The organism is Rhodococcus sp. NFXS4 (assembly GCF_058139645.1).
Genome location: NZ_CP192221.1, coordinates 4,119,902 through 4,135,049, shown reverse-complemented (window position 1 = coordinate 4,135,049; position 15,148 = coordinate 4,119,902). Strand labels below are relative to the sequence as shown.

General features: G+C 67.2%; 12 protein-coding genes. 7 read left to right on the top strand and 5 right to left on the bottom strand.

Annotation, left to right across the window (positions count from 1 at the left end; translation table 11 throughout):
- Nucleotides 1-5: 5 nt before the first annotated feature.
- From J4E04_RS19465 to J4E04_RS19445, 5 genes are read right to left on the bottom strand one after another with little or no spacing between them, the layout of a single operon-like run.
- Complete coding sequence (locus J4E04_RS19465; RefSeq protein ID WP_222647941.1) at nt 6-1,139, bottom strand: glycosyltransferase; 1,134 nt, start codon at nt 1,137-1,139, stop codon at nt 6-8.
- Nucleotides 1,136-1,681, bottom strand: a complete 546-nt coding sequence (locus tag J4E04_RS19460) for a DapH/DapD/GlmU-related protein (protein ID WP_307096214.1) — start codon at nt 1,679-1,681, stop codon at nt 1,136-1,138. Before J4E04_RS19460 ends, J4E04_RS19465 begins: the two co-directional genes overlap by 4 nt.
- Nucleotides 1,678-2,661, bottom strand: coding sequence for a GDP-L-fucose synthase family protein (locus J4E04_RS19455; RefSeq protein WP_490149402.1), 984 nt, complete (start codon nt 2,659-2,661; stop codon nt 1,678-1,680). Before J4E04_RS19455 ends, J4E04_RS19460 begins: the two co-directional genes overlap by 4 nt.
- A complete protein-coding gene (gene gmd / locus J4E04_RS19450; RefSeq protein ID WP_222633051.1) occupies nt 2,658-3,704 on the bottom strand; it encodes a GDP-mannose 4,6-dehydratase in 1,047 nt (348 codons plus the stop codon). The genes J4E04_RS19455 and gmd overlap by 4 nt, the downstream gene beginning before the upstream one ends.
- Nucleotides 3,701-4,912: a glycosyltransferase family 4 protein gene (locus tag J4E04_RS19445; RefSeq protein WP_308115514.1), complete on the bottom strand. Its 1,212-nt coding sequence runs from the start codon at nt 4,910-4,912 to the stop codon at nt 3,701-3,703. Before J4E04_RS19445 ends, gmd begins: the two co-directional genes overlap by 4 nt.
- 387 nt (nt 4,913-5,299) lie before the next feature.
- Here J4E04_RS19445 and J4E04_RS19440 point away from each other — a divergent pair, with 387 nt between their 5' ends.
- The 7 genes from J4E04_RS19440 to J4E04_RS19410 all read left to right on the top strand — a co-directional run bounded on the left by J4E04_RS19440 (nt 5,300) and on the right by J4E04_RS19410 (nt 15,052).
- Entirely contained in the window at nt 5,300-6,589 is a 1,290-nt protein-coding gene (locus tag J4E04_RS19440; protein ID WP_490149401.1) for a hypothetical protein, read from the top strand.
- 122 nt (nt 6,590-6,711) lie between these two features.
- Nucleotides 6,712-7,992 (top strand): MATE family efflux transporter, encoded by a 1,281-nt coding sequence (locus J4E04_RS19435; protein WP_222647938.1) that lies wholly within the window; start codon nt 6,712-6,714, stop codon nt 7,990-7,992.
- Entirely contained in the window at nt 7,989-9,416 is a 1,428-nt protein-coding gene (locus J4E04_RS19430; protein ID WP_490149400.1) for an oligosaccharide repeat unit polymerase, read from the top strand. The genes J4E04_RS19435 and J4E04_RS19430 overlap by 4 nt, the downstream gene beginning before the upstream one ends.
- Nucleotides 9,413-10,189, top strand: coding sequence for an SGNH/GDSL hydrolase family protein (locus J4E04_RS19425; RefSeq protein WP_490149399.1), 777 nt, complete (start codon nt 9,413-9,415; stop codon nt 10,187-10,189). Before J4E04_RS19430 ends, J4E04_RS19425 begins: the two co-directional genes overlap by 4 nt.
- Nucleotides 10,186-11,526 (top strand): tyrosine-protein kinase domain-containing protein, encoded by a 1,341-nt coding sequence (locus tag J4E04_RS19420; protein WP_222633046.1) that lies wholly within the window; start codon nt 10,186-10,188, stop codon nt 11,524-11,526. Before J4E04_RS19425 ends, J4E04_RS19420 begins: the two co-directional genes overlap by 4 nt.
- Nucleotides 11,523-13,505 (top strand): tyrosine-protein kinase domain-containing protein, encoded by a 1,983-nt coding sequence (locus tag J4E04_RS19415; RefSeq protein ID WP_490149398.1) that lies wholly within the window; start codon nt 11,523-11,525, stop codon nt 13,503-13,505. The genes J4E04_RS19420 and J4E04_RS19415 overlap by 4 nt, the downstream gene beginning before the upstream one ends.
- The gene (locus J4E04_RS19410) at nt 13,502-15,052 is read left to right on the top strand and encodes a glycoside hydrolase family 71 protein (protein ID WP_490149397.1); all 1,551 of its coding nucleotides are present in this window, start codon (nt 13,502-13,504) and stop codon (nt 15,050-15,052) included. Before J4E04_RS19415 ends, J4E04_RS19410 begins: the two co-directional genes overlap by 4 nt.
- The last annotated feature ends 96 nt before the right edge of the window (nt 15,053-15,148 follow it).

Sequence of the window (15,148 nt, the reverse complement as noted above, 5' to 3'; positions counted from 1 at the left end):
TCAGTCTACGGCGAGGGTGCGGGTGCGCCGTCGCGTGAGTACGCGGCGTCGAGCGTCTGAGCGACGGAGGCCATGCCGGAGGTCTCCCGGACCGTCCGGAAGGCGTTCTCGCCCGCTGTGCGGAGCGTCGGGGGGTCCGCAAGCAGCGCGGACATCGCCGCGGTGAGCTCGGAAACAGTGCCGTTCGTCACTGCGCCGCACGCGTTCTCGGCGATCAGGGGGGCGAGACCACAGGTGTCGGTGACGATCACGGGTACGCCGACGGACATGGCCTCGAGAACCGACATCGGGTAGGGCTCGTCCACGGACGGCAACACGTAGAGGTCGGCCGTGCGCATGGTCTCCAGCGTCTCGTGTGGTGGCAGCGGACCGCGCCACTCGACGGAAGCGCTCACGCCGGCGTCGGTGATGCGCGCGGCGACCGCATCGCCTTCACCCTCATCTGGTCCGACCAGGGTGAAGCGAGCGGTGTGGCCCTCAGCCAGGACGGCGACTGCCGCGTTCACGAAATCGACGGGGCGTTTACGAGCCTGAAGTCGAGCGAGGAAGAGCACATGCGGCGGGGCCTCACCGGATTCCCGTCGACGTTCCGCGGCGGGAACACCATTGGCGAGACGGATGAAGTCGAGGTCGGTGTTCGCCACCGCCTCGACGTCGCGCTTCTCGTGATCCGTCAGGTGAAACACCCCGGAGGCGCGGCGCAGTACCGGACGCGTGAGCAGAGCATCGATCGGCCGCGCCAACATCTTGTCGGTCGGGTCGATCATGCCGTGAGTCTGTGTGAACAGCCGCTGCGATCGGCCGACAGCGATGCGCGCGATCGGCAGCGTGACGAGGTCCCGCGCCAGGTGCACATGGACCACGTCGTAGTCTCGGCCGTGGCGCAGGAACCACGTCACCATGGCTGGGGACGACAGGCCCGCGAAGCCCGCGCCCGGCAGTACCGCACGGACCGGAAAGAGGCGGACCGGCACGCCGTCCTGCTCGGTGGGTGCCACGTCGAAGCCGCGGGTGCCGGCGGCGATGGTGACGTCGTGGCCTAGTGCCCTGAGCTCGCGTGCCTGGTTGACCGCCACTCGCACCGGCCCGCCGTAGGCGCCGTCCGGTGAGATCAGTGTGACGACGTGAAGAATCCTCACGGTCGCATCACCGCGTTCGGTGCCAGGACGACAGCGTCCGCTGCGACGTCCGCGGTGACCAGAGCCGTGGCCCCGACGACGGCGTCGGATCCGATGGTGACTCCGCGTAACACCGTGGCTCGCGCGGCGATCCACGCCCCGTCGCCGATCTCGATCGGCGCGTTGTCGAACTCGAAGGTAGGAGACCGGCGGTCGTGACTACCGGTACACAGCAACACGCCCTGCGAGATGCAGACGTCGGAACCCACCGTGACGGGCTCGAGGTTCAGGATCCAGACGTCCTCGCCGATCCATGAATCGCGCCCCACCGTCAGCTTCCACGGCCAGTGAATGCGAACGCGGTGCCGGATCAACACTCCGTCGGCGATGGTGGCACCGAACGCCCGGAGAACGCGGACCCGGACCGAACCGGGGCACCACCATCGCGTCAGTACCGTCCCGGACACGGCCAGCCAGAGAATCTGCTTCAGCGGTCCTGCGCCCTTGTCGTAGCCTCGGCCGGTGAAGCCGGCCAACGATCGACGCAGAGGTGCCGCACTCACGACCGCACGGCGTCGGCACGGCCCGCGGTGCGGTACCAGTCGACGACGCCGGCGATTCCGTCGGCGAGTCCAACGGACGGCGCCCACCCCGACTCCGTGAGAGTCGTGACGTCCAGCAGCTTGCGCGGTGTGCCGTCCGGCTTCGAAGTGTCCCAGTTCACGTCACCGTTGTACCCGACCGCGGCCGCTACCAGGTCCGAGATCTCGGCGATGGTGTGATCGACGCCCGTGCCGACGTTCACCTGCTGCGGTCCGTCGAAGTGCTCGAGCAGGTGGAGACAGGCCGATGCCATGTCGTCCACGTGCAGGAACTCGCGACGCGGCCTCCCGCTGCCCCAGTTCGTGACCTGTTCGGCCCCCGCGGCGACTGCCTCCTCGAAACGACGCACCAGTGCGGGCATGACGTGCGATCCGGAACGCGAAAAGTTGTCTCCCGGGCCGTAGAGGTTGGTCGGCATGGCGGAGATCCACGGCAACCCGTACTGCTTGCGCACCGACTGCACCTGAAGGATGCCCGCGATCTTGGCGATGGCGTACGCATCGTTGGTCGGTTCCAGCGTGCCGGTGAGCAGATATCCTTCGCGAATCGGCTGTGGCGCCGATCGCGGGTAGATGCACGAGGAACCGAGAAACAGAACCCGTTCGACGTCGTGGGCCAGCGCTGCGTCGAGGACGTTGACCTGGATGCGCAGGTTCTCGGAGAGGAAGTCCACCGGGAACGTGTCGTTGGCGAGGATGCCGCCGACTTTCGCGGCAGCGAGAACGACTGTGCGAGGACGAGTCGCGGAGAAGAACTCGAACACCTGGTCGCGCTCACGAAGATCGAGCTCGGACGACGTCCGTCCGATCAGCGACGTGAAACCCTCACCTTCGAAACGGCGCCAGAGAGCCGATCCGACCAGACCGCGGTGGCCGGCGATGTAGAGCGGTTCGTCGCGATCGAGCGGACCGGGCACGACACTGCTCGGTCCGGTGGTCACGACCTGTTCCAGTCCGGGAGGGACGGGCGATCGATCCACGGCTTGCCCTCGTGCGTGAGTGCTGCGACATCCGCATCGACCATGATGCGGGCCAGTTCGGGGGTGTGCACCGTGGCCTTCCAGCCCAGGTCGCGTTCCGCCTTGCTCGCGTCACCGATGAGGGCGTCGACCTCGGAGGGTCGAAGGTAGCGCTCGTCGAACCTGACGTGCTGCTCCCAGTCGAGACCGACCTGCTCGAACGCGGCGACGAGGAAGTCACGGACCGAGAAGTTACCGCCGGTCGCCAGGACGTAGTCGTCAGGAGTGTCGGCCTGCAGCATGCGCCACATTCCCTCGACGTACTCGGGTGCGTAACCCCAGTCACGGATGGCGTCGAGGTTGCCGAGGTAGAGCTCGTTCTCCATGCCGGCGGCGATGCGAGCTGCTGCGCGGGTGATCTTGCGCGTCACGAAAGTTTCCCCGCGGCGGGGTGACTCGTGATTGAACAGAATGCCGTTGACAGCGAACATCCCGTAGGCCTCGCGATAGTTCCGCGTGACCCAGTAGGAGTAGACCTTCGCGGCACCGTAGGGCGAGCGCGGATGGAACGGCGTGGTCTCGTCCTGCGGAGGCGGTGTGGCACCGAACATCTCGGAGCTCGATGCCTGGTAGAAGCGGCAGTCCAGGCCTGCCAGACGCACTGCCTCGAGCAGTCTGATGGAGCCGATACCCGTGGTGTCACCGGTGTGTTCGGGCTCGTCGAAGCTCACGCGCACGTGGGACTGCGCACCCAGGTTGTAGACCTCGTCGGGACGGATCTGCATGAGCAACGTCACGAGGCGGGCACCGTCGCTGAGGTCGCCGTAGTGCAGGAACATCTTCGCGTCCGGGTTGTGCGGGTCGGCGTAGATGTGATCGATGCGAGAGGTGTTGAAGGAGGACGAGCGACGCACGACTCCGTGCACCTCGTATCCCTTGGCGAGCAGGAGCTCGGCCAGGTAGGAGCCGTCCTGTCCGGTGATGCCCGTGATGAGGGCGCGCTTTCCGGTTCCGATCTTCGTCATGAGCTGATAACACTTTCGGTGCGGGCCGGGGAGCGGCGTGCGGCTGCGAGCCGACGAAGCCACCCCTCGTAGCGGTCGATGGCGTAGTCCTCGGAGAGCACGCGGGTGCAGTACCTGCGCCCGGCGTCTCCGAACCGGCGGGACGACACGTCGTCCGAGCCGATCGCGAGAGCGGTGTCGAGAAGCTCTCGGGGGTCCCCCGACCCGATGTGAACTCCGGCCCCCGACGCACGGATCTCGTGCGCCGTCGTGCTCGTGGGGTCGGTCGCGGCGAGAACAGGATTGCCGCTGGTGAAATAGGACGTCAGTTTGCTGGGAACGGCCATCTCGGCCACGCCCGGCTTCTCGTTGACGAGGAGCACGTCGGCGGCGGCGAGTGCGGACCGGAACTCGAGGTCCGGGAGCGGCCGAACGAACTGGAGACGTGAGACGCCGACGGCGGCGGCCTCGAGCTGGGGGCGCTGATTGCCGTCACCCATGAGGACGAATCGAACACGTCGGCTCTCCGCGTCCGCCAACCGCGCGGCCTCGACGACGTTCTCGAGTCCTTGCTTCGCGCCCATGTTGCCGGAGTGCAGGACGATGGTCTCGTCCTCGGCCCACCCGAACGACCGGCGTACGGCCTCCTTGTCGATGGTGCCCATCGGCTGGATGTGAGTCCAGTTGCGAATCACCTCGACCTTGGCCGGATCGACCTGCAGGTTGCTGGTGACGTGGTCGCGGAAACGGTCGTGGATCACCGACACGCCGTCCGCGGCACGGAGGATCTCGGACTCGAAGCGGGCGGCGGCGCGTGCTCCGCGGCCGTCCATCGCGCCGGTCTCGACGACGCCGAGGCTGTACAGATCCTGGACCCACACACCGACAGCGGGCCGACGCGGCGAGAGGCGCGCACGGGTGATCGCCATGGCGGTCGAGATGAGAGTGGGACTGACACAGAGCAGTACGTCGGGGCTGTTCCAGCCGCTTCGCACGGAGCGGGCTCCGAAGCTCGCCTCCATCTTGACGCGGCCCTTGGGGGTGGGCGGATCCGGAACGAGGTGGCGTCGACGGTGCACGTCGACGCCGTTGATCTGTTCGTCGGACGAGGACTGGTCGTACCCGTCCGCGATCCGCCACTCGGGATAGTGGGGCATGCCGGTGACGACATCGATCCGGTGTCCGCGCGATGCGAGGCCCTCCGCGAGCGCGGTGGTGTAAGGCGCGATTCCCGTCGTCTCGGGCGCGTAGTTGATACCCAGAATCGTGACGCGCAGGGGCTGGGCCTCGAAGGCCTCGGCGCCGTCTCGCGGCTCGGTACGGATGTCGGGGAGTGCTGTCCACTCCCGCTGCGGCGAACTGATACTGCACCTCCGGGTCTAGGTTGCTTGCGAAACCGTCCCCGAGTCGGTTTCGAGCCATTGAACCAGATTATCGGTTTCAGGACAACTGTGAAACCGCCGTACTCAGTTGTTAAAGTGTTTCCATCAGACCCGTCGGTTCGGGAACGCGGGCGCAACACGGCCCGCTGCCTGATATGTGGTCCGTCACGTGAAGGACAGGGGAATCGTCATGACATCTCGGAGTGGGGCGCACGGCACGCCTCGGTGTGCGCGATGACCGCCGATCCGTGGGCCGGCAAATTCTGCTGCCAGGTCGAGACGCTGTACGGAGACGTCGACCTCGGTGCCGTGACGAGTGTCGGCAGGGCGTGGGCGGAGGCGTGTTTCGCTCCCGGCCACCAGCCGGCGGTGCGATGGATGGTCGCCACCGGTGACTTCGACGTTCTGCCCCTGACGGATGCCGTCCACGACGCGCTCGACGCCGGTGAGCTGACGCTGACCCGGGACGGCTTCCGCGAGAGCGCGATCGCTGACTTCGTGCGGCGGGGCGACCGTCCGGACGCCGACGGAGCCTTCGACCACGCGACAGTGCACGTGGTGATCGGCGCCCGGCACGTCCGCGTCGTCTACAGCCACCTCTTCGGAGACGAGACGGTCTTCTTTCCGAAGGTGCGACGGTTGTCTCTCGCGATCGGTGGTCGAACGCTCCCCATTCCGCCGCCTCTCACGGACGAACGTGCGCTCACCGGTCTCCGCCTCCTCGGCGCCGCGGCTCAGGTCGCTGCGTCACGCCCGCGAGCAGTGGCCACGGCGGCGCGAACCATCGTGCGAGGGCGGTCGACCGATGCGGTGATGTCCCCGAGTTCCGTGACGCGACCGGCAGATCCGAACGCGGTCTTCGCGATCTGCGTGACGATCGAGACGGTGTCGGCGCCCAAGATCCCGTCGGTTCTGCTGTACTGCTCGATCCTCCGAGACCTCGCACTTCCGGCGGGCGTCATGAACCACGTCATCGCGGATCTGCGCTCCTACTCGCCCGCCCTGTCCGGCACGGGCGGCAACGCGGTGAGTCATGTGCCGTTCGTCGCGGACTGGTCCCGTGACGACCCGAGCGGCTGCGCGGCCTCGATCGCCGCTCGGTTGCGTGTGGCGGAACCGGTGGTGCGTGCGGCAGCCTCGAGGCTGTTCGGACTCGGCGCGCGGATGACGACGTCGCGGCCGTCCGTGTCGAGCGCCACCCTGGCCACCTCGATGTCCTACTACCGCGTGCCCGCGGGCCAGTCCGTCGTCCGGTCCGACGGGGATGCCGTCCACGTCACGGGGTTGCAGACGCCGGATCTGGGTGTGCTCGCGTTCAACGCGCGGGACTTCGGCGGAACCGCGGATCTGACAGTGTCGCATCGCGGTGGACTCGTCGATCGAGATCGCGTGCTCGCAGCCCTGGTCGTCAATGCTGCTCGAGTGGGGTGTCGGGTCACGTGGTCCTGGTCCTTCGACCGGCGCGACCACGCGTCGTCGAGTTCGCCGATCACGGCTGTGCCGACCGAGGGCAGTTATGCATAGCCATAAACAATCCTGTAGTCTTCTTTCGAGGCAGTGATCAGGTTGCCGGTACGCATCGTCGGGGTGTAGGCGGGTCATCAGTCGGTGATTCGTCGTCCAACACGTCGAGGGGCGGTGTCAACATGGCTGGGCTCAAGTTTCGGGTGATCGCCAGCGCAGGGGACCAGGTCCTCTCCAGCGTCAGCAACGCTGTGATTCTCTTCGCGATGGCCGGTCCGTCCTCGGTCCAGGCATTCGGTGCCGCGGTCCTCGTCTTCTCGATCGTCACTGCTGCCATCGGACTCGTCCGAGGTGCCCTGGGCACACCGTTGTTGCTCATGAGTGGCGAGTCGCGTGAGGACATTCTGCGCGAAGGGTCTCGCGGTCTCGGTTCGGCGCTCCTGTTCGGTGTGGTGGTCGGTGTCGTCGCCCTCGTGGTGTCCATCGCCCTCGACGAGCCCCAGGTCGGAATCGCCTACGCGACAGCCGTTCCACTCGTGCTCGCCCAGGATGTCCTGCGGTTCGTCTCCATGGCCCTGGGGGAACCGGAATCGGCGTTCGTCAGCGACGCGATCTGGGCAGTGGGTGCTGGTGCAGTACTCGTCACGACGTGGATCTCGCCGACCGCTCTGGTCATCCCCGAGATGATCTGGTTCTGGTCCATCGCAGGTGGACTCGCGCTTCTGCAGCTCGCCTGGCGCACAGGTATTCGCCCGACGTTCCGTGGCCTCCGGACGTGGTGGGTCGAATTCTGGCAGCACCGAACGCGTTTCGCGTTCGAGAGCGGTGTGGATCAGATCGCCGCGATCCTCATCGTGTCGGTCTCCACCATCTTCATCGGCACCGTCGCCGCCGCATCACTGCGCGGCGCGGTCACCGTCCTCGGGCCGTTCGCTGTCCTCATCAGTTCGTTGCCTCTCATCGTCATTCCCGAGGCCGTGCGGGCAGGGCACAGCGCCAAGCAGATCTGGCGCACTCTGAGCTACGCCGCGTGGATCACGTCCGCCCTCGCCGCCACCATCGGATTCCTGGCACCGTTCGTCCCCTCGTTCCTGGGTCGCCTGTTGCTGGGTGATTCGTGGGCCGAGGCGACACAGGTGCTGCCGTTCCTCGGGTTGGAATACGCCGCGATCTGCTGGATCGCCGGCGTCTACAACTTCTATCGGTCGCGTGGAGCGTCCGCCGAACTCTTGAAGTACCGCATCGTGCAGAGCCTGCTCGGCATCGTCATCTGCACGGGCGCAGCGGCGATCTTCCGCACTGCCGCCGGCGTGGCGATCGGGCTCGCTCTGTCGGCCACCGTGATGGCCGTGTGTCTGGTCGTCGAGGTGTACCGGAAGCAACTTCGACAGGTCGCCGCAGAGCGTCGCCCCGTGCCTGCGACCGCACTGGCCGCCCGCGGTTACGCGGAGTCGCGGTCATGACCGCCCCGTCCACGCGCCGACTGCGCCCCGCCGTCGCCACGATGTCGAGCGGCCGGCTCGGTGCTCCGCTCCTGGTGTGCTGGGTGGCGGCGTCCATGGTCGTTCTGGTGCCCGTCGTCGTCATCGGCTTCACGCCCACTCCGCATCGCCCGGTGTGGATGGGCGCCCTCGCCGTGACCACGATCGCCGGAGTCCGCTACGCCTGGATCATCGGTGAGGGCCGTCGCCGCCTCATCGAGATGTCCTTCTGGATGTTCACCTACGTCTTCCTGGGGCTGGCCCCTCTTGCGCAGTTGCGACTGGAGCAGAACCCGCCCACCACGCCGCGTCTCGATCCGTCCCTGGACATCAAGGCCATGGTCATCGTCGTCACCGGCCTGGTCTTCTTCTGCGTCGGTCTCGTGGTCGCGCGACTGGTGTGGCCCAAGCTCCCGCCCATCGTGACCGGGGAGCGCGGAGCCGGACGTATCGACCCGCTTCGTGCGGTGGCCCTGGCGGTCGTCGCGCTCGCTCTCAACGCGTACTACATCAGCCGGATCGGCCTCGGCACCTTGTTCACGAGCCGCACCGCCGTGACCGAGCAGGCGGAAGGATCGCTCGGACAGTCGACCACCGCGGTCATCATCGCCGCGGGCGCCATGATGTCGCTGCTGGTCGCGTTCATCGCCGTGGTCAAGTACTACGACACGATGACGGTGAAGGAACGGGCGTTCCTCCCGATCATCATCCTGCTGGGCGCGACTCTGTGCGTCACTCTCAATCCCATCTCCAACGCGCGCTACCTGTTCGGCACCGGGGCGCTCGCGGTCGCAGCGCTGTTCGGACTGTTCGCCACCCGCGCCCGGTTCCGCGTCGTCGCGATCCTGGCAGTGGCCGCGCTCGTGCTCGTCTTCCCCCTGGCCGATGCCTTCCGCTACAGTTCGTCCGCCCAGTTCAAGACATCGAATCCGTTGGAGTCGTTGACGTCTCCGGATTACGATGCTTTCGCGCAGATCAACAACACGGTGCTGTACGTCCAGAACAACGGCGACACCGGAGGCGACCAGGCCCTGGGCGTGCTCTTCTTCTGGGTGCCGCGGTCCGTCTGGGCCGACAAGGCACCCGACACGGGCGTGCTCCTGGCGCAGAGTCGGAACTACCCCGTGGACAATCTGTCGGCGCCACTCTGGGCCGAGTTGTACATCAACGGAGGGTTCCCGATTCTCGTGATCGGGATGCTGCTGTTCGGCCTCGTCGCGGGACTGCAGGATCGCCGTATCGAGATCTCGCTACGTACGGCACGCGCACCGACGGTGCTGGCCTGCATTCTGCCGTTCTACGCCATCATTCTACTCAGAGGCTCACTGCTGCAGGCGATGTCATACCTTCTCGTCATCATCGCGTGTGCCCTGTTCGTCACCGGAACCGGAAGGAACAAGGCATGACGCGGTCGGCCCTTCGGCGCGGCGACGTCCGAGCCGTCGTACTTCTCGCCATCGTCACCGTGGCCGCGGCGGGCGTGCTCTTCGCACGTGGCGCCGCTGAACCGTCCGGGACCGAATCGAGTGCGACGTCGACGTCGACGTCGGCCTCCCTCGTGCCGAGCCGAGCGACGACCGCGCTCTGGGTGGGCGACAGCTACACCGCGGGTGTGGGCAGGATCGACAACGCGTCCTACGCCCGCATCGTCTGCCTGCGCATGGGCTGGGCCTGCAACGTGGACGCCGAGGGCAGCACCGGGTTCCTCGACGACGGCGCCGCCGAGTACCAGGGCGTCACCAGCCGGCTTCCGGCCCGACTCGACTTCGACAAGGCCACCTTCGACGCGGATGCGATCATCGTCGACGCCGGACGAAACGATCTCGAGGTGCCGTTCGACGTCCTCATCGGGGCGATCGACGACTACGTCTCGGATCTTCGCGAAGGCTGGCCGGACGCGAGGATCGTGATCATCGTGCCCACGTTCATGTCCCCCGAGAAGTACGACAACTACGACGAACTCGTCGCCGGCATCGACGCGATCGCGGCGAAGGTCGGCGGGCAGGTCCTCGATCCTGTCGCGCGTGGGTGGTACGCGAACGTCGACATTCCCTCGATGCAGATCGAGGACAGGGTGCATCCCAACGCGGTCGGCAACGCGTATCTCGCGGGCGTGCTCGAGCGCGATCTCCGCGAACTCGGCCTCGGCGACCTCACCGCACCGGAAGGACCCCAGTGAACATCGCTTCGTTCTCCGCCACCGTCGGTAAGCGCTGGACGACCGTCGTCGCCGGAGTGCTTCTCGGGCTCCTGGTCGCCGTCGGAATCCTCCTGACGTCCGACACCGTCTACCGCTCCACGTCGCAGCTCTTCCTCGGTACGCCCGGGTGGGGCGGTCCGACGACCCTGGGCAATTCGGATTCCAGTCCCTACCAGGGTGACGAGTTCACCCGGCAACGTGCGCAGACCTACGTGCGTCTGATCGAGGACATGAACTTCTCTCAGCGCGTGTCGGAACGACTCGGAGGTTCGGTGTCGCCGTCGGCGGTCGCCGCGCATCTCGATGTACGGGTGGTCCCCGACACCGTTCTGCTCGACGTCACCGCCGGTGACGCGTCACCCGACACCGCGCGAGACATGGCCGTCGCAGCCGCGGAGCAACTCACGGAGGACATCGAGACTCTCGAGACCCCAGCCGGCCTCCGCGTGGCCACCGTGCAGCCCGTGGCCGTGGGCAGCGCGACGGTGCCGACGGAACCGTCGTCTCCCCACACGGCACTCACGCTCGTCGCCGGTGTCACGGTGGGTCTGCTCCTGGGTCTGTCGGCGATGGTCGTGCGCGAGCGGTCACGGCGAACCGTGGACGACGCCGAGACGATCGTCGCCGCGACCGGTCGCCCCGTTCTCGCCACCATTCCCCACGTCACCGACGAGGCGGCGTTCGACGAGTTCCGGTACGACCTCGACTACCTGGCGCGGCGTGCGCCGTCCGGTGTCCTGGTGGTCTCCGGACCGGGATCCGGAGTCGGACGTACCGCCACCGTCGCGGGACTGGGCGCCGCGTACAGACGAGCAGGACGATCGGCGGTGATTGTCGACGCCGATTTCCGCAGTACGGGACCGGAAGCCGCGAGCGGCGGTGTGAGCGGAGTGGTGTTGGGGGAGCTCTCTCTCGCACGTGCACTCACCTCCGTCGACGGTGTCGCGCATCTCGTGAGCGGGGTGCACCCGGCCGAACCTGCACGACTTCTCGAGAACCGACGCTTCGCGGAACTGCTGGACGACCTCCGCTCGCGCTACGACGTCGTTCTCGTCGACTCGCCCGACGCCGGCCGCTTCGACGATGCCCGCACCGTCGCTCGCCTCGCGGACACGACGGTGTTGACGGCCGCCGCCGGCAGGACGTCCATCGACGATCTGGTGCGCTCGGTCGCAGACATGCGAGCGGTCGGCGTGGATGTCGCCGGCACTGTTCTCACTCATTCCCGAGGTACCCGAGCACGATTCGGCTACCTCGCTCCGCACGACGACCAGGACGCGCCGACCGCGGTGCAGACAGGAACGGTGACCCGATGAGCACACTCATCAAGAAGCTTCGCGTGAATACGCTCGTCTGGGCTGTGCCGCTGGGTGCAGTCGTCGGCGCGATACTCGCGCTGATGCTCACCGCCACCATGCCGAAGTCCTACACGGCGAGCACGGTGCTCTTCATCGGTTCACCCGCCGCGGGCGATTCGGCCGGTGCCTATCAGGGTGACCTGTTCTCCCAGCAGCGCGCAGGAACGTACGCGCAGTTGTTCACGGGCGACGACCTCGCCGTCAAGGTGAACGACGACCTCTCGCTCGGTCTGACGCCGAGCGAGCTGGCGTCCAAGGTCACCGCGGCCGCAGTCGAGAAGACCGTGCTCCTGCAGGTGGACGTGGTGGACGGCAGTCCCACGCGAGCCGCCGACATCGCCAACGCCTACGCGTCGAACTTCGCGCAGTTCGTCGGCCAGTTGGAGAACCCGACCGGCGGCGGCCAGCCCAGCTCGTTGGTCACCGTCATCACGGCAGCCGAGGCCCCTGCTGCCCCGACGAGTCCGAGCAGCACGACGAATCTCGCTGCAGGCGTCGTGGCGGGCGGTGCCCTCGCCGGCGCTGTCGTGTGGCTGCGCCGCCGCCTCGACAAGCGAGTGAGGTCTGTCGACGCGCTGTCCGAGGCCGCGGGCGCACCGGTCCTGGGACGATTGCCTGCCGACTCGGCCCGCGGCTCGACGCTCATCAGCCTGCCCGAGAACTCGACGGACGGGTACACCGAGAGTGCGCGCAAGCTGCGGACGACCGTGCAGTTCGTCGACGCGGACAAGCAGAAGGAGTCGCTCGTCGTCACCGGTGTCGGTGATTCCGCGGCGTCGCGTGAGGTGGCGGCGACACTGGCGCTTCTGCTCACCGAGACGGGGAGGACGGTGGTACTCGTCGATGCAGATCTGCGCGAGGCGTCACTGCACCGGTACGTCGGAGCACCGGATGCTGCCGTCGGTCTGACCGATGTGCTCGCGGGTGCGATCATGGTCGAGGACGCGGTGACCACCGTTGCCGGTGGACGCCTGTCCTTCCTCGCTGCCGGTTCGGCGTCGTCCACTCCCGGCGAGGACATCGCCGCGAATCTGATGCGCACCGTTCTCGCCGAACTCGCACGCACCTACGACCACGTCGTCGTCGCTGCCGCTGCCGCCGATGCCTATGCCGATGCTGCGGTGCTGTCGCACGACGTGGACGGAACTGTGGTGGTCGTCCGGGAGGGTGCATCGACCGCCGCGCAGGTCTCCACTGCCGCGCGCGCCCTGCGGTCGACGGGTGGCACCCTGTACGGGACGGTGCTGGTCGCGAAGACGGGTTCGTCCGCGACGACCGTGTCGAACGCGCCGACACGAGTCGCCCCTTCTCACACCTCGATTCCGGAACAGTCGCCGGTCGCTGTGAGCCGTACCCGGCGAACGGAGGTCGACCACCACACCCCGGCCGATCGTGTGTTCGGCCGTGACGACGTCGTACGTGACGACGTCCGCCGTTCGGCCGACGGGGTGGCGCGGGAGCGCCGCGACGACGATCGCTGGGTCTCCGATCACGACCGCTTCTCGGCGAATCGCGAGGTCGAGGACGCGATCACCGATCCGTTCCCGGCTGTCACCGCCGAGGAGGCCGGTGCTGTGCCGTCCGCGATGGAGTGGGCGCCGGCGGCCCCGGTGCGGCGCCACGTCCCGTCTCGCCCGTTCCCCCGCGCAGCGCTCCCGGCGGCGTCCGAGGCACCCGCGCCCAGGTCCGCAGATGTCGTCGACAAGGACGTCGTCAGCACGTCGGGCGAACAGGATGTCGCTGTCTCCGCGCCGTCGAGCGACGAGGCGCCGTCGGACACCCTCGGCGACGGACCGGACGACACCCGTGACGAGAACGGCAGCGAGGACGAGACCACGACCACTCGGCAGATCACGCGTCGTGGAGCACCTCGATCCCGCGCAGCGAACGGTCAGCCGGTCGCCGCTTCCGGGCGGGCACGCGGTAGATCGCGGTGACACTCGGCTCCCTCGTGTCCGGACGGCGTCGTCCGGTCGGACGGCGTCTTCTCGTCGTCGCCCTTATCGTCCTGTCCGCGTCGTCGTCGGCATGCTCGACGGCGATCTCGGTCGACGGCCCGGCCGGGCTCGACGGCGCGACCGTGGTCGGTGCGCCGGACGCGACACCGGATCAGACCCTGCCGTTCGACGTCCCCGCCGAGCGAGATTCCCCCAAGAAGGTCTTCGCTCACTACTTTCCGCCGTACCCGATCTCGTTGGACAATGTCGACCCCGCCGAGGACTACTACGCGACGCACTATCTCGATCCGGCCGGTGAGGACGGGAAGTATGCGGACGTCGGCGGTTTCCTCCGGGACCGACCGTTGCCGCGAGCACCCCGTCCCGAGGCCGACTGGGTGAATCAGGATCTCCAGGACGAAGTGCGACAGGCCGTTTCGGCGGGAATAGACGGCTTCTCGGTCGATGTACTCGCGCCGATGGAGACCGGGTCGTTCTCGGTGGCCTCTCGACCCGCTGCATTGCTCGCGGCGGCGAATGCGGTCGACCCGGCGTTCTCGATCATGCTGATGCCCGACATGTCGGGGGTGCTGGCCGACCTCTCTCCTGTGGAGCTGGCGGACGAGATGGCGGCGCTCGCGCTGTATCCGTCGGCCTTCCGAGTCGACGGTTCCATCGTGATCAGTCCGTTCCGGGCGGAGGCGAAGTCGCCGCGGTGGTGGGAAGACTTCGGCGCGGCGATGGCGACCCGACACGGTCAGAAGGTCGCACTCGTTCCGGTGTTCGTGGACTCGAGCACCGATCTCGCCGCGTATTCGTCAGTCTCGTACGGATTGTCGTCGTGGGGTGCCAGAAACCCTGCCTTCAATCCGTCCGACGACGCCGGCCCGCAGTCTCCCTTGGGTCAGGCCGCGGAAGCGCACAGACTGGGCAAACTGTGGATGGCACCCGTGTCCGTGCAGGACGTTCGGCCGAGCCAATCGATCTTCGACGAAGCGTCCAACACCGAGAACCTCCGCGCGACCTGGCAGAACGCGATGGCCGGTGACGCCGAGTGGGTGCAACTGGTGACCTGGAACGATTACAGCGAAGGCACGTCGTTCGCGCCGAGCGTGCGGCACGGGTGGTCGTTCCTCGACATCTCCGAGTACTGGCTGTGGTGGTTCAAGTCAGGTGATCCGCCTGCGATCGTGCGCGACACCGTCTACCTCACCCATCGCACGCAGCTGGTCGGCGCACCGACTCGATCGGCCGAGGCGGCACCGATGGTCCTGCGTTCCGGTGGTACGCCGGCGTCGGACGAGGTGGAAGCTCTCGTGTTCGCGACATCCGAAGCGTCGGTGACCATCCGAACATCCGCGGGGGAGACGACCTGTACGGTCCCCGCGGGCGTGGGGGTCTGCACAGCGGCCCTCGCTCCGGGCGACGTGTCCGTCACCGTCGACCGCGACGGAAATGACGTCGCTCGTGTGGATTCGCCGTTCGTCGTCGAATCTTCGCCCGACGTGCAGTCCCTTGACTACGTCGCGGTATCCAGTCGGCGCTAGTTTCCGCATGGCCGTCTCGTGCAGGCGGTGAAAAAAAGAACTGACGCCTTTTTCGAATTTGTGCGTGTCATTAATGCGCAGCGCTCCTGCGCGCTA